General features: G+C 69.2%; 22 protein-coding genes. 11 read left to right on the forward strand and 11 right to left on the reverse strand.

Annotation, left to right across the window (positions count from 1 at the left end):
* Positions 1-91: 91 nt before the first annotated feature.
* On the forward strand, positions 92-1,333 hold the full coding sequence (locus ABZZ22_RS08430) for a DUF222 domain-containing protein (RefSeq protein ID WP_354929201.1): 1,242 nt from the start codon (positions 92-94) through the stop codon (positions 1,331-1,333).
* Positions 1,334-1,592: 259 nt separating this feature from the next.
* On the forward strand, positions 1,593-2,252 hold the full coding sequence (locus ABZZ22_RS08435) for a hypothetical protein (protein ID WP_354929204.1): 660 nt from the start codon (positions 1,593-1,595) through the stop codon (positions 2,250-2,252).
* Here ABZZ22_RS08435 and ABZZ22_RS08440 read toward each other — a convergent pair whose 3' ends face one another.
* Positions 2,253-2,690: a DUF6234 family protein gene (locus ABZZ22_RS08440; RefSeq protein ID WP_354929207.1), complete on the reverse strand. Its 438-nt coding sequence runs from the start codon at positions 2,688-2,690 to the stop codon at positions 2,253-2,255. It abuts the gene before it with no gap.
* 92 nt (positions 2,691-2,782) lie between these two features.
* Here ABZZ22_RS08440 and ABZZ22_RS08445 point away from each other — a divergent pair, with 92 nt between their 5' ends.
* On the forward strand, positions 2,783-3,301 hold the full coding sequence (locus ABZZ22_RS08445) for a hypothetical protein (RefSeq protein ID WP_354929210.1): 519 nt from the start codon (positions 2,783-2,785) through the stop codon (positions 3,299-3,301).
* Between the two features lie 6 nt (positions 3,302-3,307).
* Here the strand turns inward: ABZZ22_RS08445 and ABZZ22_RS08450 are convergent, their stop codons facing one another.
* The 4 genes from ABZZ22_RS08450 to ABZZ22_RS08465 all read right to left on the reverse strand — a co-directional run bounded on the left by ABZZ22_RS08450 (position 3,308) and on the right by ABZZ22_RS08465 (position 7,585).
* Complete coding sequence (locus ABZZ22_RS08450; protein ID WP_354929213.1) at positions 3,308-3,811, reverse strand: hypothetical protein; 504 nt, start codon at positions 3,809-3,811, stop codon at positions 3,308-3,310.
* Positions 3,808-4,635 (reverse strand): alpha/beta fold hydrolase, encoded by an 828-nt coding sequence (locus ABZZ22_RS08455; RefSeq protein ID WP_354929216.1) that lies wholly within the window; start codon positions 4,633-4,635, stop codon positions 3,808-3,810. The genes ABZZ22_RS08450 and ABZZ22_RS08455 overlap by 4 nt, the downstream gene beginning before the upstream one ends.
* Positions 4,636-4,805: 170 nt before the next feature.
* Positions 4,806-5,915, reverse strand: coding sequence for a nitronate monooxygenase family protein (locus ABZZ22_RS08460; protein WP_292644254.1), 1,110 nt, complete (start codon positions 5,913-5,915; stop codon positions 4,806-4,808).
* Positions 5,912-7,585, reverse strand: a complete 1,674-nt coding sequence (locus ABZZ22_RS08465; RefSeq protein WP_354929219.1) for an acyl-CoA synthetase — start codon at positions 7,583-7,585, stop codon at positions 5,912-5,914. Before ABZZ22_RS08465 ends, ABZZ22_RS08460 begins: the two co-directional genes overlap by 4 nt.
* Before the next feature lie 47 nt (positions 7,586-7,632).
* Here ABZZ22_RS08465 and ABZZ22_RS08470 point away from each other — a divergent pair, with 47 nt between their 5' ends.
* On the forward strand, positions 7,633-8,454 hold the full coding sequence (locus ABZZ22_RS08470; protein WP_292644252.1) for a crotonase/enoyl-CoA hydratase family protein: 822 nt from the start codon (positions 7,633-7,635) through the stop codon (positions 8,452-8,454).
* Between the two features lie 81 nt (positions 8,455-8,535).
* On the opposite strand, the gene ABZZ22_RS08475 is transcribed toward ABZZ22_RS08470, so the two are convergent.
* Positions 8,536-8,673: a hypothetical protein gene (locus ABZZ22_RS08475; RefSeq protein ID WP_354929221.1), complete on the reverse strand. Its 138-nt coding sequence runs from the start codon at positions 8,671-8,673 to the stop codon at positions 8,536-8,538.
* A 145-nt stretch (positions 8,674-8,818) separates the two neighbouring features.
* Between ABZZ22_RS08475 and ABZZ22_RS08480 the strand changes: the two genes are divergently transcribed.
* Positions 8,819-9,070, forward strand: coding sequence for a DUF4242 domain-containing protein (locus tag ABZZ22_RS08480; protein ID WP_354929224.1), 252 nt, complete (start codon positions 8,819-8,821; stop codon positions 9,068-9,070).
* A 1-nt stretch (position 9,071) separates the two neighbouring features.
* On the opposite strand, the gene fadD8 is transcribed toward ABZZ22_RS08480, so the two are convergent.
* The 4 genes from fadD8 to ABZZ22_RS08500 are packed head-to-tail and all read right to left on the reverse strand — an operon-like array spanning position 9,072 to position 14,050.
* A complete protein-coding gene (gene fadD8, locus ABZZ22_RS08485) occupies positions 9,072-10,646 on the reverse strand; it encodes a fatty-acid--CoA ligase FadD8 (RefSeq protein ID WP_354929227.1) in 1,575 nt (524 codons plus the stop codon).
* Positions 10,555-12,108: an NADH:flavin oxidoreductase gene (locus tag ABZZ22_RS08490; protein ID WP_354929230.1), complete on the reverse strand. Its 1,554-nt coding sequence runs from the start codon at positions 12,106-12,108 to the stop codon at positions 10,555-10,557. The genes fadD8 and ABZZ22_RS08490 overlap by 92 nt, the downstream gene beginning before the upstream one ends.
* Positions 12,105-13,004, reverse strand: coding sequence for an SDR family oxidoreductase (locus ABZZ22_RS08495; protein WP_354929233.1), 900 nt, complete (start codon positions 13,002-13,004; stop codon positions 12,105-12,107). Before ABZZ22_RS08495 ends, ABZZ22_RS08490 begins: the two co-directional genes overlap by 4 nt.
* Positions 13,001-14,050: an LLM class F420-dependent oxidoreductase gene (locus ABZZ22_RS08500; protein WP_354929236.1), complete on the reverse strand. Its 1,050-nt coding sequence runs from the start codon at positions 14,048-14,050 to the stop codon at positions 13,001-13,003. The genes ABZZ22_RS08495 and ABZZ22_RS08500 overlap by 4 nt, the downstream gene beginning before the upstream one ends.
* A gap of 58 nt (positions 14,051-14,108) precedes the next feature.
* On the opposite strand from ABZZ22_RS08500, the gene ABZZ22_RS08505 reads away from it, so the two are divergent.
* From ABZZ22_RS08505 to ABZZ22_RS08520, 4 genes are all read left to right on the forward strand, one after another.
* Positions 14,109-15,143 carry an OB-fold domain-containing protein gene (locus ABZZ22_RS08505; protein WP_354929239.1) on the forward strand — a complete coding sequence of 345 codons (1,035 nt, stop codon included), beginning with the start codon at positions 14,109-14,111 and terminating at the stop codon, positions 15,141-15,143.
* Between the two features lie 10 nt (positions 15,144-15,153).
* Positions 15,154-16,224 (forward strand): thiolase domain-containing protein, encoded by a 1,071-nt coding sequence (locus ABZZ22_RS08510; protein WP_354929242.1) that lies wholly within the window; start codon positions 15,154-15,156, stop codon positions 16,222-16,224.
* The gene (locus ABZZ22_RS08515) at positions 16,221-17,384 is read left to right on the forward strand and encodes a thiolase domain-containing protein (protein WP_354929245.1); all 1,164 of its coding nucleotides are present in this window, start codon (positions 16,221-16,223) and stop codon (positions 17,382-17,384) included. The genes ABZZ22_RS08510 and ABZZ22_RS08515 overlap by 4 nt, the downstream gene beginning before the upstream one ends.
* 115 nt (positions 17,385-17,499) lie before the next feature.
* Complete coding sequence (locus ABZZ22_RS08520; RefSeq protein ID WP_354929248.1) at positions 17,500-18,006, forward strand: GNAT family N-acetyltransferase; 507 nt, start codon at positions 17,500-17,502, stop codon at positions 18,004-18,006.
* Here ABZZ22_RS08520 and ABZZ22_RS08525 read toward each other — a convergent pair.
* Complete coding sequence (locus ABZZ22_RS08525) at positions 17,997-19,220, reverse strand: cytochrome P450 (protein WP_354929251.1); 1,224 nt, start codon at positions 19,218-19,220, stop codon at positions 17,997-17,999. The genes ABZZ22_RS08520 and ABZZ22_RS08525 overlap by 10 nt on opposite strands.
* A 213-nt stretch (positions 19,221-19,433) precedes the next feature.
* Here ABZZ22_RS08525 and ABZZ22_RS08530 point away from each other — a divergent pair, with 213 nt between their 5' ends.
* Both ABZZ22_RS08530 and ABZZ22_RS08535 read left to right on the forward strand, forming a co-directional pair.
* On the forward strand, positions 19,434-20,597 hold the full coding sequence (locus ABZZ22_RS08530) for a steroid 3-ketoacyl-CoA thiolase (protein ID WP_354929254.1): 1,164 nt from the start codon (positions 19,434-19,436) through the stop codon (positions 20,595-20,597).
* A gap of 57 nt (positions 20,598-20,654) precedes the next feature.
* Positions 20,655-22,277, forward strand: a complete 1,623-nt coding sequence (locus ABZZ22_RS08535; protein WP_354929257.1) for an FAD-dependent oxidoreductase — start codon at positions 20,655-20,657, stop codon at positions 22,275-22,277.
* The last annotated feature ends 12 nt before the right edge of the window (positions 22,278-22,289 follow it).

Genomic DNA, 22,289 nt, shown 5'->3' on the forward strand with positions numbered 1-22,289 from the left:
TATTTGGCGGGCCTCCGGGACCAGCGAACCAAAGCCGGATCTGCGTGTGTGCGGATCCTTTGAGTTCGTACGTCGGGAGGTGACCATCGCGATGAGCACGCTGCAGCAGCCCCAGCATCCTGTGCTGGCGGCCGTCGTCGCGATCACCGGCTCTCTCGATGAGGTCGCGGACGTGAACCCCACGTTCATGGCGACCGATCAGAAAGCCGCGGCGCTGGTCGAGATCGCGCGGGCGAAAGCCCAGCTGGCCGAGCTCGAGCTACGCGTGATCGCGGCTGCCGATGACGTAGCGGCGGACAGCGCGGTTCGTGATGTGGCCGCGTGGCTGCATCACCACACCCACCAGCGCCCCGAGGCCCTGCGCGACGACCTCCGGCTCGCGCACGCCTTGGACCGCACCTATGGCCGGGTCGCGGCAGCGATGCGCGCCGGGGACTGCAACTCGGCGCAGGCACAGGTGATCGTCGCGGCCCTCGACGACCTGCCTGCCGATCTCGACCCCGAGATCCGTGTGAAGGCAGAAGAGGCGATGGTCGCCTACGCGACCCAGTTCGACCCCACCCGGCTACGCCGCGTGGGACGCCGGATCCTGGACGTCATCGCCCCTGAGATCGCCGAGGCCGAGGAAGCCAAACGGCTCGCGGCCGAGGAAGCCCACGCTAGGAAGAAGACCCGGCTCACGATGCGCCGCGTTGGTGACGGGACCACCCGGATCTCGGCGGTGGTCCCGGACGCGGCCGCGGATCGGCTGGCGACCAACCTGGAGGCCTTCGCCTCCCCGCGACGCGATGACGGCACCCGCACCGACACCGGCGAGTACCTGCCCTACGCCCGACGGCTCGGACGTGCCTTCTGTCAGATGCTGGAGACCCTCGACCCGACCCGGCTGCCGATCCACGGCGGCGATGCGACCACGGTGATCGTGACCATCGACCTCGACCAACTCCGCACCGAGACCGGCATCGGCACCATCGTGGGCGGCAGCCCGATCACCGCGGCTGAAGCCCGACGCCTCGCGTGCACCGCGAACATCATCCCGGTCGTCCTCGGCGGCGCCTCCGAGGTCCTCGACCTCGGCCGCAAGGAGCGGTTCTTCACCGCCGCCCAACGCCGTGCGCTCCTCCTGCGATCAGCGACTTGTGAGGCAGAGGGTTGCGACATCCCCGGCACCTGGGCCGAAGCCCACCACTGGCTCGCCTGGGCACAAGGCGGACCCACCGACCTCGACAACGCCACGCTGCTCTGCAGTCACCACCACCACCGTGCCCACGACCCGGCGTACGTCCATGAACGCCTACCCAACGGCGACATCCGCTTCACCAGGCGAACGTAGAGGTTGCCGCCCAAGCCACACCCGGCGCCCCGGCCTTGCCAGACCGTGCCCCTATTGGCTTCGGTTGTCTATGCGGTATCGCGGCAAGTGCGGCAAGAATGTGCGATAGCGCTTTGGCCTATCGAGCACACGCGAAGCGTCGGCTCGATCGTCTTTGATGGACGCCGGTTCAAAATCGTGAGCGGCGCGGGCGAATCCGTGTCATCATCGCTCTCAATTGAGAGCACTGCTCTCACCGACTCGCCTGAGGAGCTCCGCCGTGACCGTCCCCGACGTCTCTACCGATTACCGCACTCGGATGGGTGCCGTCGCGTTCGCGATCGCAGGCATCCTCTTTGCCGTCTATGAGGCCGTGGCGCCACGCGCCGATGAGACCACGTTGGACGGGGCTGCGTCGTGGGCCTCCGTCGGGTGGAGTGTCGCGCACATCAGTGCCATCGTCGGTCTCATTCTCATCCCGCTCGGGTATGGCGCGATCCGCGGCTTCCTGGACGGCACCCCACAGGAGAGGACCGCGCATCTCGCCGCTGTCGTCGGCTACATCGGCTCCGGCCTCACCATCTCCTACTATGGCGCCGAGACCTACGGCCTCAAGGCCATCGGCGAGCGGGCGCTGGTCGACGGCGACCCCAGTTTGACCGACGTGGGCAACGACTTCCGGCTCGACCCGACCGCGGTGACCGTCTTCGCGATCGGGCTGCTGCTCGTCGGTGTCGCCGCCGTGCTCGCGTCGATCGCGGTCTGGCGCTCGGCCTCACTGCCCCGTTGGAGCGCGGTCCCGCTCGCCGCTCTCCTGGTCATCATGCTTCCCCAGTTCTTCTTCCCGCAGGCGGGGCGGATCGTCTGGGGCGTACTCGTCGCGGTCTCGGCGCTGTGGCTTGCCGCTGCGCTCTGGCGTGCTTCACAGAGCCGCTCGTAGTCATCCTCCTACGCACTCGTCGTTGTCACCGCCGGAGTAACAGGGCGGGGCGCTGTAGCCGTCCTCCACCGGTTCGGGGTCCGGCAGATCCACCGCACCGGGGATGTAGCAAACCAAGACCAGCGCGGTGCCGACGACGACCATCAGCGTCTGCCAGACCGTGCCGAGCACTCGCCTACGCCGGTTGAGCAGATGCGCGACCACACCGGACGCGATCGCCACCAACGCGATCGCACCCCAGACCCGGTAGGCGACGATGTTCGCCGGTTCGACCTCAGGCTGCTCGCCGAAGAAGACCAGATAGACATCGAGCCAGTTCATGGCCAGGCTGCCCAGAGCGTAGGCGGCCACCAGGGACGCCAGGGCAGTGGTGAAGGCGAACCAGGGCAGGTGGGCGAGGCGTGAGCGGGCGCTGAGTCGACGGTCGGAGGCGAGCATGCGACGAGTCTCGCGTCTCCGGAGCACGGGGTGATGAGTCTGCGTACTCAAGTCTTTGACCTTCAAGCCGCTCGAAGCCTCAGTATCGGGGCATGACCACGACGCCTGCCGCTGACCCGACGATGACCGCCATCACCGCTGCTGTGACCCTTGGCCGCGAAGGCGACGTCAACAGGGCGCGGGAGGAGCTGCTCACGATCTGGCGGGAGGTCGGGGTGCTGGGAGATCCGTTCCACCGATGCACCCTGACCCACTACCTCGCCGACCTCTACGCCGACCCGGCCGAAGCGCTGGTCTGGGACGTACGTGCCCTCGATGCCGCCGATGCGCTCACGGACCAGCGCGCGCAGGAGCACGATGCGAGCCTTCAGGCCGCCGGCTTCTACCCCAGCCTGCACCTCAACATCGCCGACAACCTTCGCCGCCTGGCTGCCTTCGAAGCCGCCGCAGATCACATCGACAGAGCCGAGGAGCGCCTCGCGACCCTGCCTTCCGGTCCGTACGGCGAGATGATCCGCTCTGCGATCGACGGGGTCAGCCGGGCGATCGGCGCCCGCGACACCACCCCCAGGCCGACCTCTCCGACAGTCGGCGAAACCGGGGCCGGCTGAGCCGGGTCATCCACCTTCCCGCTGCCCCGCCCGCTCACGGCGTGCCGGTACGACGTCGGCGAGCCAGACCGCCAATGCCGCTGCTAGCGCCACGATCGCGGGCCAGAACCACCACGGGACCGACCCCGGCAACAGCTGGCCGACCCCGAAGAACCCCACCCCGGCAAGCGGCAGCACGAACAGCACCGCGAGCCAGGTGCGCTCGTACCCAGCGACCCCAAGCGCCAGAGCCATGGTCGCCATCGGCATCACCGCCACGAGGGTGAGGAGCGCGACGGCCGCGAAGAACACCGCTGCGAGCACTGCTCCCAGCGCCCCGAAGCCGCCCGCGAGGGCGTCGCCCACCGCCGAGCCCGTGTCCGCGTCCTCGACCTCGATCTGGCCGGCGAAGAAGTGCACGGCCGGCGAGAACAGCAGGACCATCAGCCCGATGCCGGCCAGCGCGCCAGCGGCGGCCGCGACCCCGCCGACCGCGGCATGGCGCGCCAGACGGCCTCGGTCTGCGCTCATGGCCGCTGTGTCTCGGCGATGGTCGAGAGGATCGCGTCGGCGGCCTCCCGCGGGGCCTTGGTGGGGATCCAGTGGCTGACCCCGGCGAGCTCGACGAACTCATAGGGGCCGGTGACGGAGTGCTCGTTGCCCTCCAGCGCGGAGCGGCCGATGGCGACGTCGCCATCGCTCCAGAGCATCGTCGTCGGGACCGAGACCCGGCCGACCCGCGGAGCCAGCGGGAGGGCGCGGTACCAGCCGAGGGCGCCGGGGAGCGCGCCGTGGTCAACGATCTCCTCACGGAACCGAACGACGTCCTCGTCGTCCCAGCCGCTCCCCCGCATCATCCGCTCCATCCGGCCGTTGCGGCCGGAGATCAGCTCGGGGAGGAACGGGATGTTGAAGAAGGCCATGTAGGCCGACTTGCGCAGCTGCGGACCCTTCATCGACCGCGCGAACGGGACCGGGTGCGGCACCGACATCGCGGTCCAGCTGCGGACCAGGTCGGGCCGCTTGGCCGCCACTCCCCAGCCGACCGCGCTCCCCCAGTCGTGTCCGGCCAGGTGCACCGGGCGACCGATCTCGTCGATGAGCGCGACCACGTCCTCGACCAAGTCGCCGGCCCGGTAGCCGAGGCGCGTACGCGGCCTGGCGCCGGGCGAGTAACCGCGCTGGTCCGGGGAGATGGTCCGGAAGCCGGCATCGTGCAGGATCGGCGACACCTCTCGCCAGCAGGTAGCCCGCTCCGGGAAGCCGTGCAGGAGCACGACCGGGTCGCCGTCGGCGGGGCCGGAGTCGATCACATCGAAGGTGAGTCCTTCACGTACATAGCTCGAGATCGTCACGCGTCCATCCTGTCAGGGTGCTCCCCTCTCGGGCGGGGGTCGCGGTGTGCGTCAGCCGGGCCAGCCACCATCATGTGCGATAGCGCAGCGTTGTAACGCGGCAGTGACGCGGGCATGAGAAAAGGCGCCGGCTCGGTCCTCCGAGCCGGCGCCTTCGTGAATGTCGCGGTCTATCCCTCCGAGATCGCGTCCAGACGCTTGACGGTGGCCTCGAACTCGGCGATGAGGTCGGCCATGACCTCGGCGACGGGACGCACCTCGTTCATCCGGCCGACGATCTGCCCGACCGGCATCGCGACGACGTCAGGGTCCCCGGCGGCGTTGATGCGGTTGTGGGCGTCGGAGACGAGCAGGTTCTGCAGCGGCATCGGCAGCGGTGCCGGTGAGCCTTCGGCCTCCCAGGCGTCGGTCCACTTCGACTTCAGCAGCCGGGCCGGCTTGCCGGTGTAGATCCGCATCCGGCGGGTGTCGGCGGAGGTGGCGCGGGTGAAGGCGCTCTCCCAGCCGGCGTGGGTGTTGAGGTTGCGATACTCCGACGTCCCGAGCCAGATGGAGCCGGTCCAGACGCCCTGTGCGCCCAGCGCCAGGGACGCGGCGATCTGCCGCCCCGAGCCGATCCCACCGGCACCCAGCACCGGTACGTCGGGGCCCACGGCGTCGACGATGTCGGGCTGCAGCACCATCGAGGCGATCTCGCCGGTGTGCCCGCCGGCCTCGTAGCCCTGGGCGACGATGATGTCGACGCCGTTGGCGACGTGCGACACCGCGTGCTTCGGAGCGCCGGCGAGCGCGGCGACCTTGATCCCGCGCTCGTGCGCCTTCTCGATCACGTCGTTGGGCGGGGTGCCGAGCGCGTTGGCGATCAGCACCGGCCGGTGCTGCAGCGCGACGTCGACGTGCGAGCGGGCGGTCGAGTGCAGCCAGCCGAGCACTCCCTCGCGCCCCTCCCCCTCCGGCAGTGGGGGCACCCCCATCGACAGCAGGGCCTTGTCGACCCATTCGGTGTGCTCCGCGGGGATGTAGGCGGACAGGTCGGTCGAGGTGCCTTCGGTCGGCACCTTCATCGGCATGACGATGTCGACGCCGTAGGGCTTGCCGTCGGTGTTCTCGTCCATCCACGTCAGGGTGCGGTCGAGCTCGTCGGCGTCGTTGAAGCGTACGCAGCCCAGGACGCCCAGGCCGCCGGCCTTGGAGACCTCCGCGGCCACGTGCTCCGAGGGGGTGAAGGCGAAGATCGGGTAGTCGATCCCGAATGCCTCGCACAGTGCCGTACGGATCATGCCTCTGCTCCTTCCACGCTCGCCTGGGCGGTGTCCTGAGCTTGTCGAAGGGTGGCGAGGGCGATCTCCTTGGCCTTGGGGTACTGGGCCTTGCCGGTGGCGTTGCGGGGCACCTCGTCGACGTTGGTCAGCGCGCGCGGAAGCTTGTAGCCGGACAGGTGAGCCCGCAGGAACGTACGCAGGTCCTCGAGCTCGAGGGTCACGCCCGGCCGCGTCTGGACGACCGCGGCGACGGCCTGGCCGTAGCGCTCGTCAGGGATCCCCACGACGAGCGTGTCGTAGACGTCGGGGTGCGCCTTGATGGCGGCCTCGACCTCTTCGGGGTAGACCTTCTCGCCGCCGGTGTTGATGCAGTTGGATCCTCGCCCGAGGAGGGTGAGCCGGTTGTCGGTCTCGATCCGCGCGTAGTCGCCCGGGATCGCGTAACGCTCGCCGTCGATCTCGACGAAGGTCTTCGCCGACTTCTCGGGGTCCTTGTAGTAGCCGACCGGAACGTGGCCCTTGCGGGCGGTGCGGCCGATCTTGCCGACGTCCGTGGCCAGATCGAGAGGGTGGCCGTCGTCGCCGATCACGGCGGTGTGCGCCCCCGCGGTGACCACCGGCCCGTCGGTCGAGAGCGCGGAGGCGTCCTGAAGGCCGGTGCCCTGGAAGCCGGTCTCGGTCGAGCCGATCGAGTCGGTGAAGACGGCGTTCGGGAAGTGCCTCATCCAGCGTTCCTTGACCGACTTGGAGAAGATCGCGGCGCTGGAGGCGATGGCGAACAGGGACTGGCCGTCGAAGCTCCCTCCGTCGCCGGGACCCGCCTCGTAGGCGTCGATGAGCGGCACCGCCATCGCGTCGCCGGTCATGAACATCATCTGGACCTGCTCGCGATCGACGATCTCCCAGGTGCGTACCGGGTCGAACTTGGGCTCCAGGATCGTGACCTGGCCGGCAAAGAGGTGCATCAGCAGCGAGGCCTGCGCGCCGCCGTGCATCAGCGGGCTCAGCGGCAGGGTGGTGAGACCGTCGCCGGCGGCCTGCTTGGACTGGTCGTACTCCTCCAACGGGACGCCCGTCATGAAGTCGATGCCACCACCGAGCACACGCCAGAAGTCCTCGTGGCGCCACATCACACCCTTGGGGAAACCGGTGGTGCCGCCGGTGTAGATGACGTGGATGTCGTCCGGGCTGCGCTCGCCGAAGTCCCGGGCGTCGGACTGCCCGGCCAGGGCCTCCTCGAGCGTGACACCGCCGAACGGGCTCAGGTCTGAGTCGTCGTGGGGTTCGAGCGGGTCGGGGACGGCGACGAACGTCTTCAGCCCCGCCACCTTGGGGGCGACCTCGGCGACCAGCGGCGCGTAGACACGGTCGTGGACCAGCGCCTTGAGGTCGGCGTTCTCGAAGAGGTACTCCAGCTCGCCTGCGACGTAGCGGAAGTTCACGTTGATCGCCACAGCACGGATCTTGAGGATCGCGAGGAGGGCGACGACGTGCTCGACCGAGTTCTTGGAGTAGAGCCCGACGTGATCGCCCTTCCCGATCCCCTGGCCGGCCAGGTAGTGGGCCAGCTTGTTGGACTCACGCTCGAGCTCTGCGTAGGTCACTTTGCGGTCGCCGACTTGGACCGACACCTTCTCGGGCGCGGCGTCGACGGCGTGTTCGAAGAGGTCAGCAAGGTTCAGCGCCATGGAGCGAGACTAGAACACGTTTCAGTTTTCCGCTAGGGTCTGGTGTTATGCCGATCACAGAATCTTCCGCCGGTTCCTCGGCCGAGGCCGCACCTCACGCGATCGTCGAGCAGGACGGCCACAAGCTCATCGTCACGATGAACCGTCCCGAGCGCCGCAACGCGCTCTCCTCCGAGATGTTGCGGATCATGGAGGACGCCTGGGACCGGGTGAACTCCGACCCGGAGATCCGGGTCTGCATCCTGACGGGCGCCGGCGGCTACTTCTGTGCCGGCATGGACCTGAAGGCGGCCGACGAGAAGCCGCCCTCGGAGTCCTTCGACGAGGGCTTCGACCCGACCGTGCTCAAGGGGCTCCTGAAGGGCTTCCGGCTCACCAAGCCGTTGATCGCCGCTGTCGAGGGCCCCGCCATCGCCGGCGGCACCGAGATCCTGCAGGGCACCGACATCCGGGTGGCCGGCGAGTCGGCCAAGTTCGGTGTGGCCGAGGCTCGCTGGTCGCTCTACCCGATGGGCGGCTCCGCGGTCCGGCTCCCCCGCCAGATCCCCTACACCGTCGCCGCCGAGCTGCTCCTGACCGGACGTACGCTGCTCGCCCCCGAGGCCAAGGAGTTGGGCCTCATCGGGCACGTCGTCCCCGACGGCACCGCACTCGAGAAGGCCCACGAGCTCGCCGACATGATCGCCGCCAACGGACCGCTCGCGGTGCAGGCGATCCTGCGTACGATGCGCGACTCCGAGGGCAAGCACGAAGAGGAGTGCTGGGCGGACGACGCCAAGGTCGGCGCCGCGGTCTTCGCCTCCGCGGATGCCAAGGAGGGCCCCAAGGCCTTCCTGGAGAAGCGCAAGCCGGAGTTCAAGGGCCGCTGAGACCCGGCAGCATCCGCGGCAGCAGCGCGCGGCACAGGACCAGGAACAGGTGGGCGCCCGTCGTAGCGGGGGCCGCCAGGGTCAGGGCGTCGGATCGGCCGGGCTCCGGACGTCTACCGGGAGCACCTCGCCGCCGGGAGGCGGCTCTTCCCCGACGACGGCGTCGGGCCCGTCGAGCTCGAGCCGACCCGACGCCTCGCGGGCCGCGGGGTGACCCACCTTCGGTATGTGGCGCGCTACACCGACAAGCAGGAACCTCCCCAAATGCAGGGGTGTTGAGGGCGTGACCCAGCACCGGGTGACGCGGCGCTTAGCGTCGAGCCGAGAGGCGGGAGTCACCCGCCAACCACCCGAGGAGCAGACCATGGCTCTCTTCATGGACGTTCACACCATCAAGGGCGGCGTCAGCATCGATGACGTCACCAAGGCACACCAGGCCGACCTCGCCACCCAGGAAGGTCGCGGGGTCGCGTACCTGCGCTACTGGGTCGACGAGGCCGGCGGAAAGATCTTCTGTTTGGTCGAGGCGCCGGACGCCGAGGCCGCCAACGGAGTGCACCGTGACGCGCACGGCCTGGTCGCAGACGAGGTCCACCCGGTGAGGGAGGGATCCTGATCTAGGCGAACCGGGCGCGGAGCGCCTTCTTGTCGGGCTTTCCGAGGGCGGTCATCGGGATGGCGTCGACCTCGATGACCGACTTGGGCACGTGCACCGAGCCCTTCTTCTCCTTGACCAGGGCCTGGATCTCGGCGACGATCTCGTCGGAGAGGGCAGCCCCGGGGCGTGGGACCACCACCGCTGTGACGGCTTCGCCGAACTTCTCGTGCGGGGTGCCGATCACGGCGACCTGGGCGACGGCGGGGTGGGTCGCGACGACGTCCTCGACCTCGCGAGGGAAGACGTTGAAGCCGCCGGTGACGATCATGTCCTTGGTGCGGTCGACGATGTACCAGAAGCCGTCCTCGTCCTCCCGGGCCACGTCGCCGGTGTGCATCCAGCCGTCGCGGAACGTCTCTGCGGTGACCTCTGGCAGCTGCCAGTAGCCACCGGAGAGCAGCGGGCCGGCGACACAGATCTCGCCGGGCTCGCCGGGAGCGACGGGCTCTCCGTCGGCGTCGAGCAGAGCCGTCCGAACCAGTGCGGAGGGGCGACCGCAGGAGGTGAGACGGCCGGTGAGCGGCTTGCCGTCGGCGTCGACGTGGTCGCCCTTGGCGAAGTAGGTGATCGCCATCGGCGCCTCGGACTGGCCGTAGTACTGCGCGAAGATCGGTCCGAACCGCTCGATCGCCTCGGCCAGGCGCACCGGGTTGATCGCGGAGGCGCCGTAGTAGACGGTCTCGAGCGAGGAGAGGTCGCGGGTGCGGGAGTCGGAGTGGTCCAGGAGGGCGTAGAGCATCGTCGGGACCACCATGAGCGACGAGATCCGCTCCCGCTCGATCGTCTCCAGCACCTCGGCCGGATCGAACTTCGGGAGCACGAACAGCGTGCCGCCCTTGATCACGACCGGGACGAAGAAGGCTGCGCCGGCGTGGGAGAGCGGCGTGCACATCAGGAAGCGGGGAGCCTCGGGCCACTCCCACTCCGAGAGCTGCACCTGGGTCATCGTGGCGAAGGACCCGGACAGCCCGATCACACCCTTCGGCCTCCCGGTCGTGCCGCCGGTGTAGGTGATCGAGGTGACGTGGTCCGGCGGCAGCAGCCTGGCCCGGAGGGGCTCGACCGGGTAGGTCGCCGCCGCGGCGACCAGGTCGACGCCGACGTCGGCCAGCTGCGGAGGCACGGGACCGATGGTGAGCACCTGCTTGAGATCCGGGCAGAGCTCGAGCAGCTCGACCGCTCGATCGGCGAAGTAGGGGTCGATGACCAGCCCGGTGATCCCGGCGTCGTTGATGACGTACGCCTGGTCCTCCGCGCTCCCCAGCGGGTGCAGCGCCGTGCGCTGGAATCCCTGGGTCTGGCCGGCGCCGAGGATGAAGAGCACCTCGGGGCGGTTGAGCGCGAGCAGCGCGGTCGCCGTGCCGGTGCCGGCACCGAGCGCCTCGAACGCCTGGACGTACTGGCTGATCCGCGCCGCGACCTCTCCCCCGGTCAGGCTCACCTCACCGAGATGAATGATCGGACGGCTCTTGTGGCGCTCCAGCGCCGAGACCATCAGATGACCGTTGTGGGGACCGATGCGGCTGGTATCCATGGCGGCACCTTACCGCGAAACTAGAACGTGTTCTAGAGGTTAGGAGGCCCGGATCGCTGCTTCCGATCAGGCGTCGCCGACGTGGTCCCGGTCCGCGGCAGCCATCGCCTCGCGTGCCCACCGCGGCAGGATGAAGATCCCCTCGGCCTCGACGCACAGCACCGGCTCCGAGCCGTCGGCCGGCCGGGTCAGCAGCCGGCCGCGTACGACCGACTTCACACCTTCGCTCGACTCGATCCTGGCCTCGCCCCGCAGCGGACCCGGTGTCGAGGTGGCAGTGGGTCCCCGGATAGATGGTCGACATGCACAGGTTGCAGTGGGTGCACCCCGACACGGTCGCGGGGTCGGCCCGCAGCCGGTTGACCAGGTCCGGCTCGCGGAGCAGCGCGCGGGCCATCGCGACGTAGTCGAAACCCTCGTCCATGGCGGTGCGCATCCCGGACAGGTCGGTGACCCCACCGAGGAGCACCAACGGCATCGTGAGCGCGCGGCGGAACTCGCGGGCGCTGTCGAGGAAGTAGAGCGGCTTGTAGGGGTACTCCTTGAAGAACCCCTTCCCCACCATCCTCATGCCCATCCGGATCACCGGGTGCAGCGGCATGTTCGCCGCCATCTCGCGGTAGGGCGCCTCGCCCCGGAAGAGATACATCGGGTTCATGAACGAGGAGCCGCCGGTGAGCTCGAGCGCGTCGAGGTGACCGTCGGACTCCAGGAGACGAGCGAGCTCGACCGACTCGGGCAGATCGAACCCGCCTCGATAGCCATCACGCATGTTCATCTTGGCGAGCACCGCGACCCGGCCGCCACCGACCTCGGCGACCGCCTCCCGGACGGCGGCCAGGATGCGGCGCGGGAAGGAGGCGCGGTTGACCAACGAACCGCCGAACTCGTCGGTGCGCGGGTTCAGCCGTGGGCTCAGGAAGGAGCTCGGCAGGTAGTTGTGGCCGAGGTGCACCTCGATCGCGTCGAACCCGGTCTCGACCGCCATCCGGGCAGCGTCAGCGTGCTGCTCGACGACCCGCGCCAGGTCCTCCGCTGTGGCGGCTCGGTTGAACGCCATCCCGAGCGCGTTGAACGACCGCGCCGGCGCCAGCGACGGCGCGCCGTTGGACTTGGCGTTGGCCACCGGTCCGGCGTGGCCGATCTGGGCCGAGACCTTGGCGCCGGTCTTGTGGATCTCGTCGGTCAGCCGTCGCAGTCCGGCCAGCGCCTCCGGTCGCCAGAAGATGCAGTCGGCATGCGTACGCCCCTCCGGGGCCACCGCGAGATAGGCGACCGTGGTCATCCCGACACCGCCCTCGGCGACGGCCAGGTGGTAGTCGATGAGCCGGTCCGAGACCAGCGCCCCGGGCGAGGCGCCCTCGAAGGTCGCCGCCTTGATCACCCGGTTGCGCAGCGTCACCGGTCCCAAGGTCGCGGGCGCGAGCGGATCGGTCGTGGCGCCGGCCGTGGATTCAGTCACGGGCGCACCTTCCTGAACTCGCGCATCCTGCGCAGATAGCCCCGCAGTCGCCGGGCGGGCACCGGCCGCGGCCAGTCGTCGGCCCGGAACCACGCGTCGGTGCCACCGTCGACCACGACGACGCTGCCGACCATGAAGTCCGCGGCCGGGCCGAGCATGTGGATCACCCAGTCGGCGAGCAGCCCCGGGTCGCCGTAGCCGCCGGCGGGGACCGGGAACGACCTGATCGCCTTCGCCTCCTCCGGGGTCGAGAGCTGCCTCTCCAGGAGCGGCGTCAGCACCGCTCCGGGCGCGATCGCGTTGAGCCGGATCCCGGCGCCCACCCATTCCGGCTCGACCGCACGCCGCCGCACCCAGCGGGTCACGGCGACCTTCGAGCCGCCGTAGGCCATCGCCGGCGCGGTCTTCCCGAAGATCCGGTACGCCTTCAGCGCCCGCTCCGCGTCGCCCGCGAGCAGCGCCGCCACCCCCCGGCTCGGGATCAGCGGCATCGTCGTGCTCGAGTTGCTGCCGAAGACGACGACCTTCGCGTGCCCGGTGGCGGCCAGCGCCTCGCGCCACCCCTGGAGGAGCTCGACGACGCCGAAGTAGTTGACCTGCGTGATCAGGGAGGGTCGCTCGCGTCCCGGCGCCGGGCCGAGGCCGGCCGCCAGGACCGCCCCGTCGAGCCGGCCGCCGCAGGCGGCGAGCCCCTTCTCGACGGCAGCTCGGCGGCCCTCCGGCGTCGACAAGTCCGCGACGACGCGATGTCCTGAGCTTGTCGAAGGGTCGGCTTCGGCGATGTCGACGGCGATGACGCGATTCCCGGCGGCGACCAGCCGTTCGACCACCGCCGCTCCCATCCCCGAGGCGGAGCCGGTCACGGCGTACGTCTTCCCCACCGGGACTGCTGTCACCCGAGCACCTCGGCGATGCGGTGGACCTCGGCGGCCGAGCCGAGGCTCAGCAGCAGCGTGGTCACACCGGTCTCCTCCCACTGCGCCGCCTTCTCGCGTACCTCGCCCTCGGTGCCGATGATGTGCAGGTCGTCGACGAGCTCGTCGGGGATGAGCGCGGTGGCCTTCGCCTTCTCGCCGGTCAGGTAGAGGGCCTGGACCTTGCCGGCGAGGTCGGCGTAGCCCATCCGCTCGAAGACCTGGTTGTGGAAGTTCTGCTCCTTGGCGCCCATGCCGCCCATGTAGAGGGTCACGAACGGCTTCATCGCGTCGAGCGCGGCCTGCTTCTCCTCCGCGTCGGCGACGACCTGGAGATGGCAGGTCGCGGCGATCTCGAAGTCGTCCTCCGTACGCCGCGCGCCGGGGCGCGCGAAGCCCTCGGCGAGCCAGTCGGCGTACATCGGGGCAGACCTGGGCGTGTAGAAGATCGGGATCCAGCCGTCGGCGATCTCGGCGGTCTGGGCGACGTTCTTCGGGCCCTCCGCGCCGAGCCAGATCGGGATGTCGGAGCGCAGCGGGTGCACGATCGACTTGAGCGGCTTGCCGAGCCCGACCGAGCCCTCGCCCACGAAGGGCAGCGGGTAGTGCGGTCCGTCGTTGGTGACCGGCGCTTCGCGGGCGAGCACCTGGCGGATGATCGAGACGACCTCGCGGGTGCGGGCCAGCGGCTTGCCGAACGGCTGGCCGTACCACCCCTCGACCACCTGCGGGCCGCTCACCCCGAGCCCGAGGACGAACCGGCCACCGGAGAGATGATCGATGGTCAGCGCGTGCATCGCGATCGAGGTCGGGGTGCGTCCCGACATCTGCACGATCGAGGTGCCGAGGCGGACCCGGGAGGTCTCCCGGCCCCACCAGGCCAGCGGCGTGAGCGCGTCGCTCCCCCAGGCCTCCGCGGTGAAGATCGCGTCGAACCCGGCCTCCTCGGCGGCGGCGACCAGCTCGCCCACCCCGGTCGGTGGCTGTGCGCCCCAATAGCCCAGCTGTAGCCCCAGCTTCACTCTCATCGACTCCTTAGACACGTAAAGGTTGTGGGCAATACTAGAACGTGTTTCACTTTCTGTCATGAGTCGCACCTTGCAGGCGCCCGTGACGGTCGCCTTTGACTACACCAGATCCACCGGCCCGGTGCTAGGGCGCTTCTTCACCGGCCTGAGGGACGCCACCGTCGTCGGCGGCCGCCTCAGCGACGGTCGGGTCGCGGTCCCGCCACCCGAGTACGACCCGATCAGCCACCAGGCCGTCACCGAGTTCGTCGAGCTCCCAGACACCGGCACGGTCACCTCCTGGACATGGGTCAGCGAGCCCGTAGCCGGGCAACCGTTCGACAGGCCGTTCGCGTACGCCCTGATCACCATCGACGGCGCCGACGTCCCCTGGCTGCACGCCGTCGACGTCGCCTCCCCCGAGGAGATCGAGACCGGGATGAAGGTCCGCGTGAAGTGGGCCGAGGAGCGGACCGGGGCGGTCACAGACCTCACGTTCGTACCCGACTCTGTTGGTCTCGGCACGCCTCCGCCTAGCGGCTCCGGCGGCTCGACCAGCGCCGAAACGCTGGTCGGGGCCACTTCGTTCAGACCCGCGAGCGCAGCGAGCGGTGTCGAGACCAACACAGTCGACGACGTGACCGGGATCGTGACACCGGTCAGCCTCGACTACAACTACGCGGCCTCCCCGGAGGAGTCCTCGTTCTTCCGCGGCCTGGCCGAGGGCCGGATCCTGGGCCAGCGCTGCCCGAGGTGCCAGAAGGTCTACGTCCCGCCGCGCGGTGCCTGCCCGACCGACGGCGTGCCGACCGCGGAGGAGATCGAGCTCTCCCACGTCGGCACGGTGACCACCTTCTGCGTCGTCAACGTCCCTTTCCTCGGGCAGAAGATCAAGCCGCCGTACGTCTCCGCGTACGTCCTCCTCGACGGCGCCGACATCGCGCTGCAGCACCTGATCCTGGACATCCCGGCCGATGAGGTCCGGATGGGGATGCGGGTCAAGGCCGTCTGGAAGCCGCGCGAGGAGTGGGTCACCAGCATCGAGAACATCAGCCACTTCGCGCCGACCGATGAGCCGGACGCGGACTTCGACAGCTACAAGCACCACCTGTGAGGAGCGCTCAGTGAGAGACGTTGCCGTCGTCGGGTTCGCCCAGCGACAGATGAAGGATTTCGACGGGTCGCCGAGCATGGCCGAGCTGCTCGTGCCGATCCTGGCCGAGTGCTATGAGCAGACGGGATGGACGAAGAAGGACATCGGGTTCTGGTGCTCCGGCTCCTCGGACTACCTGGCCGGTCGCTCGTTCTCGTTCGTGAGCGCGATCGACGCGATCGGGGTGCTGCCACCGGTCAACGAGTCGCACGTCGAGATGGACGCCGCCTGGGCGCTCTACGAGGCCTGGATCAAGATCCAGACCGGCGAGGTCGACACCGCACTGGTCTTCGGCTTCGGCAAGGCGTCGGCCGGTGTGCTGCGCCGGACGCTGTCGATGCAGCTCGACCCCTACACGATGACACCGCTGTGGCCCGACACCGTGTCCCTGGCCGCGCTCCAGGCTCGCCTCGGGCTCGACGCCGGACTCTGGGACGAGGCCGCGCTGGCAGAGGTCGTCAACCGGTCACTGACGGACGCGGAGAAGAACGAGTACGCCGTCCGGGCCGGAGGCTCCTCGGTGAACGAGCTGCTCGCCCGGCCGATGTTCGCCGACCCGCTGCGCAAGCACGACTGCGCGCCGGTGACCGACGGCGCTGCCGCGATCGTGCTCGCCGCCGGTGACCGCGCTCGTGACGTCCGTGAGCGTCCGGCGTGGATCAGCGGGATCGCGCACAGCTCCGACGGCCTCCACCTCGGCACCCGCGACCTGACCGTCTCCGGATCGGCCGAGCGGGCCGCCGCGGCCGCGGGCGGGACCGCCGGTGTCCAGGTCGCCGAGCTGCACGCGCCGTTCAGCCACCAGGAGCTCGTCCTGCGCTCCGCGCTCGGGCTGGATGGCGACGTACAGGTCAGTCCTTCGGGTGGAGCGCTCGCCGCCAACCCGATGTTCAGCGCCGGGACGATCCGGATCGGGGAGGCCGCCAAGCGGATCTGGGACGGCAGCGCCGACAAGGTGCTCGGTCATGCGACCAGCGGGCCGGCACTGCAGCAGAACCTGGTATGCGTGATGGAAGCAGAAGAGAACGGGAGAGCCAAGTGAGCAAGATTCCCGCGGCCGTGATCGGGATCGGCCAGACCCACCACCGCGCCAAGCGCGAGGACGTCTCGATGGCCGGGCTGTGCCGGGAGGCGATGGACCGCGCACTCGAGGACGCCGGACTGTCCCTCGACGAGGTCGACGCCATCGTCATCGGCAAGGCGCCGGACCTGTTCGAGGGCGTGATGATGCCCGAGCTCTATCTCGCCGAGGCGCTGGGCGCGGCCGGCAAGCCGCTGCTCCGGGTGCACACCGCCGGCTCGGTGGGCGGCTCGACCGCCATCGTCGCCTCCTCGCTGGTGCAAGCGGGCGTCCACAAGAAGGTGCTCACCGTGGCCTTCGAGAAGCAGTCGGAGTCCAACGCGATGTGGGCGCTCTCGGTGCCGATCCCGTTCGTGATGCCCGTGCACGCCGGCGCGGGCGGCTACTTCGCTCCGCACGTACGCTCCTACATCCGCCGCGCCGACGCTCCCTCGCACATCGGCGCGATCGTCGCGGCCAAGGACCGCAACAACGCACTGAAGAACCCCTACGCACACCTCCACAACGAGGGCACCACCGTCGAGTCGGTGCTGGCCTCACAGATGCTCTGGGACCCGATCCACTACGACGAGACCTGCCCCTCCTCCGACGGCGCCTGCGCGATGGTGATCGCCGCCGAGGACGTCGCCAAGACGTACGACGCGCCGGCCTGGATCCACGGCACCGTGATGCGCTCGGAGCCCACCTCGGCGGCCGAGCGCGACCAGGTCAACCCGCAGGCCGGCCGTGACGCCGCAGCGGCGCTGTGGAAGGCGACCGGCATCACCGACCCGGCGCGCGAGATCGACTGCGCCGAGATCTACGTGCCGTTCGCCTGGTTCGAGCCGATGTGGCTCGAGAACCTCGGCTTCGCCGCGGAAGGATCGGGCTGGAAGCTCACCGAGGCCGGCGAGACCGCGATCGGCGGGAGCCTGCCGGTCAACATGAGCGGCGGCGTCCTCTCCTCCAACCCCATCGGCGCCTCCGGGATGCTCCGCTTCGCCGAGGCCGCCCTGCAGGTCAGGGGTCGAGCCAGAGAGCACCAGGTCGACGGTGCCCGCCGTGCCCTCGGCCACGCCTACGGCGGCGGTTCGCAGTTCTTCTCGATGTGGGTCGTGGGGTCTCAGCCGCCTTCCAACTGACCAGGAGTTCGACATAGTCCGGGGAGTATCCGTCGGTTACTCGCGAGTATTCCGACGGAAACTCCCCGGACTATCTCGCCGTCCCCCGCCACAACATCCACTAGCGTGCAGTGCCATGAGCTACGCCGGACTCAGCAAGCTGCTCGTCGTCCCGGACGGGTTCGAGGCGCCGCGGGTGCTCACCCACGGCGACCTGCGCGCGACGCCGCTGTCGCGTGCGTGCCTGGCCGACGACGTACGCGCCATCAACGCCGACCGCGACCTGATCAACTCGACGCGGGGCGGGGGCTGGCCGGAGGGGTCGACCTCGGAGGAGGACGACTACATCGACCTGGTCTGGCACGAGGGGGAGTGGAAGGAGAACAAGTCGTTCTCCTACGTCCTGGAGACGCCCGATCTCGGCTACGTCGGGTGCACCTATCTCTACCCCCTGGGCGTGCGGCAGGAGCTGAGCGAGGAGCTGGCTGCGTACGACGTCGACGTCAGCTGGTGGGTGACCACCGAGGCCTACGAGCAGGGGCTCTACGAGGTGGTCTACGAAGCGCTGAGGAAGTGGGTGCCGGCGGAGTATCCCTTCCGCCGGCCCCACTTCTCCAACGTGGAGATACCTGATCAGGAGTAGGTGACCGGCATCTCCTTGATGCCGTTGATCCACGCGTGCCGCAGCCGGCGCGGCGTACCGTTCGGCCTGAGGTCGGGCATCCGGTCGGCGATCGCGTCGAACATGATCCGCACCTCCATCCGGGCGAGGTTGGCGCCGATGCAGTAGTGGGCGCCGTGTCCGCCGAAGGCGAGGTGCGGGTTGTGCTCGCGGGTGATGTCGAAGGTGTCCGGGTCGTCGAAGACGTCCGCGTCATGGTTGCCCGAGGCGTAGAAGATGCCGACGCGCTGGCCCTTCTTGACCAGCTGGCCGCCGACCTCGACGTCGTTGAGCGCCGTACGCTGGAAGACCGTGACCGGGGTCGCCCACCGGATCACCTCGTCGACCATGGTGTCGGGGCGCTCCTTCCTCCACAGCTCCCACTGGTCGGGGTGGTCGAAGAAGGCCTGCATACCGTGGGAGATCGCGTTGCGGGTGGTCTCGTTGCCGGCGACCGCTAGCAGGATGACGAAGAAGCCGAACTCGTCGTCGCCCAGCGCGCCACCTTCCAGCTCGGCGTTGACCAGCTTGGAGATGATGTCGTCCTTGGGGTCCGCCTTGCGCTCGGCAGCCAGCTGCATCGCGTAGGTCAGGATCTCGATCGAGGCGGCCTCGGGGTCCGCGTCGTAGTCCGGGTCGTCGTAGGCGAGCATCTGGTTGGACCAGTCGAAGAGCTTGCGCCGGTCCTCCTGCGGGACGCCGAGCAGCTCGGCGATCGCCTGGAGCGGGAGCTCGGCGGCGACCTCTGCGACGAAGTCACCCTCGCCCTTGGCCAGGGCGTCGTCGACGATGGTGCCGGCCCGCTCGACCAGGCGATCCTTGAGGGCGTTGATCGCACGCGGGGTGAAGCCGCGGCTGATGATCTGGCGCAGCTTGGTGTGGTCGGGCGCGTCGTGATGGATCAGCATCGCGCGCTGGAGCTCAACCTGCTCACGGGTCATGTCGGGCGCGAACCGGATGATCACGCCGTTCTCGTTCGTGCCGAAGTTCTCGTTGTCCTTGGAGACCGCGAGGATGTCCTCGTGCTTGCTCACCGCCCAGAAACCGGTGTCGAGGAAGCCCGCCCGAGCCTCCGGCGTCTGCTCGACCCACCACACCGGAGCGGTCTTGCGAAGCTCGAGAAACTCCTGGAGGGGGACGCGCTCCTCGTTGAGCACGGGATCAGTCGGATCGAAATCCACGGGGAGAGCGGTCACGGGTGTGCTCCTTCGAGGTCATTTCTGTAACACGTTCTAGTTTATCGTCACACAGTGCTCGCCATCACACAAGGCTCAGCGCGCAAGGGTTGCGCCAAACGAGAACACGTTCTAATTTGGGACCATCGAGTGTAACCCGTGTCACGTCACCAGGCGTGACGGTGCGCATCCGCGCACCAGCGACTTGTCGACACCCCTGAAGAGCGAGGTTCCATGGGCACGCCCGTCATCGTCGAAGCCGTCCGCACCCCCATCGGCAAGCGCAAGGGCTGGCTCGCCGGGGTTCATCCGGGCGAGCTGCTCGGTGCTGCCCAGGTCGAGGTGCTCAAGCGCGCCGGAGTCGACCCTGACCTGGTGGATCAGGTCATCGGCGGCTGCGTCTCCCAGGTCGGGGAGCAGTCCAACAACATGGTCCGCCGCGCCTGGCTCCACGCCGGGCTGCCGATCCACACCGGGTCCACGGTCATCGACGCACAGTGCTCCTCGGCCCAGCAGGCCACCCATCTGATCAACGCGATGATCGCCTCCGACCAGATCAAGGTCGGAGTCGCCTGCGGCATCGAGTCGATGTCACGGATCCCGCTGGGCGCCAACGTCCCCAAGGGCGCGGGCGACCCGCGTCCCGCAGACTGGAACATCGATCTACCCAACCAGTTCGAGGGCGCCGACCGGATCGTCGAGAGCCGCGGGTTCTCCCGCAACGAGGTCGACGAGTTCGGCCTGTGGTCCCAGGTCAAGGCGCGCCAAGCCCGCGACGCCGGCCACTTCCAGAGCCAGATCTTCGCCGTCGAGGCCCCCATGCTCGACGACGAGGGCAAGCCCACCGGAGAGGTGCGCACCGTCACCGAGGACCAGGGCATCCGGGACACCTCCCTGGAGAAGCTGGCCGGGCTGAGCCCGGTGCTCGACGGCGGCACCCACACCGCCGGCACCTCCTCGCAGATCTCCGACGGCGCCTCGGCGCTGCTGCTGATGGACTCAACGGTCGCGGCATCCCTCGGCCTGAAGGCCCGGGCCCGGATCGTCACCTCCAACCTGGTCGGCTCCGACCCCTACTACCACCTCGACGGCCCGGTCCAGGCGACCGAGAAGGCGCTGAAGGACACCGGGATGACGATCGGCGACATCGACATCGCCGAGGTCAACGAGGCCTTCGCCGGCGTGGTCATGTCGTGGGCGCAGGTGCACCAGGTGCCCGAGGAGAAGATCAACGTCAACGGTGGCGCGATCGCGCTCGGCCACCCGGTCGGCTCGACCGGCACCCGCCTGCTCACCGCCGCGCTCCACGAGCTCGAGCGCCGTGATGCCAGCACCGCCCTGGTCTCGATGTGCGCCGGCGGCGCACAGGCGACGGCCACGATCATCGAGAGGATCTGACTGTCATGGGGTGCGTGGTCTCGACAAGCTCGACCACCGGCAGGAGGAGGGTCTGAGATGGCACGCGAGAAGGTCACCGAAGCCGAGTACGTCGTCGTCGGCGCCGGCTCCGCAGGCTGTGCGGTCGCCGGGCGTCTGGCCGCGGCCGGCAAGTCGGTCATCCTCCTCGAGGCCGGGAAGGTGGACAAGCGCAACTACCTGGTCACCAAGCCGGGCATGATCGGCCCGCTGCACGCCGAGCCACGGCTGAAGAAGCTCGTCGACTGGGGCTACCACACGGTCCCCCAGAAGCACGCCCGCAACCGCGAGCTCCCCCAGCCGCGCGGCAAGGTGCTCGGCGGCTCCTCCTCGATCAACGGCCTGCTGTGGGTCCGGGGCAACCGGGCCAACTACGACGCCTGGGCGGCCGAGGGCAACACCGGCTGGGACGCGGACTCGGTCAACGAGGCGTACCGAAGGATCGAGGACTACGAGGGCGGCGGCTCCGACTACCGCGGCACGGGCGGACCGATCAAGGTCATGAAGCACCCGCGGCCGACCGAGGCGTCGCTCTCCTTCCAGCGCGCCGCTGCCGAGACCCTCGACGTGAAGGTGCTCGACGACTACAACGCCGCCGAGCAGGAGGGCGTCTCGACGTTCCAGCAGAGCGCCATCGACGGGCTGCGCTACTCCGCCTCGCGTGGCTACCTCCACGACCAGGAGCTGACCGGCCTGACCACGCTCACCCGCGTGCACGTCTCCAAGATAGTGATCGAGAACGGGCGGGCCGCCGGTGTCGAGATCCAGACCAGGCAGGGTCCGCAGACGATCTCGGCCACCAAGGAGGTCATCGTCTCCGCAGGCGCCTTCGGCTCGCCCCAGCTGCTGATGCTCTCCGGGATCGGGCCTGCCGCCCACCTGGCCGAGCACGGGATCACCGCCGTCCACGAGCTGCCGGTCGGCGACAACCTGCACGACCACATGTTCGTGCCGACGACCTGGGAGATGCCGACCGCGCTGCACCGCGGCACCGCGGCCTACTTCGGCAAGGCGGTCTTCCGCGAGCAGACGGTCGGGAAGTCGATCCTCGGTCACACCGTCTTCGAGACGGTCGGCTTCGTACGCACCTCGCTGGCCACCGACGTACCCGACCTGCAGCTGCACGTGCTCCCCTGGGCCTACCCCTCCCCCAACCAGGACGCGCCGATCCGGCACGCGGTCGACCCGCGTGCGGCGCTGACGGTGATGTCGTCGCTGATCTACCCACGCTCGCGGGGGACGCTGCGGCTACGCAACGCCGACCCGACCGCCGAGCCGCTGATCGACTTCAACTACCTCGCCGAACCCGACGACAAGCGCGTCCTGCTCGAAGGCGTCGAGATGATCCGCGAGATCATGGCCTCCCCGGCCTTCGGCGACCAGGTCAAGTCGGAGATCCACCCCGGCAAGGCCATCGACGCCGAGGCGATGAAGGACGAGGTCACCAACCGGGCGACCTCGATCTACCACGCCGTCGGCTCCTGTCGGATGGGCGTCGACGAGCGGGCCGTGGTCGACCCACGGCTCCGCGTACACGGCATCGATGGCCTCCGCGTCGCCGACGCCTCGATCATGCCGTCGATCATCGGCGGCAACACCAACGCTCCCGCGGTCATGATCGGGGACCGCTGCGCAACCTTCGTCCTTGACGAGAATCCGTAGAGCCATTCTCGA

The sequence above is a fragment of the Nocardioides sp. NPDC006273 genome (assembly GCF_040613495.1).
Lineage (GTDB): Bacteria > Actinomycetota > Actinomycetes > Propionibacteriales > Nocardioidaceae > Nocardioides.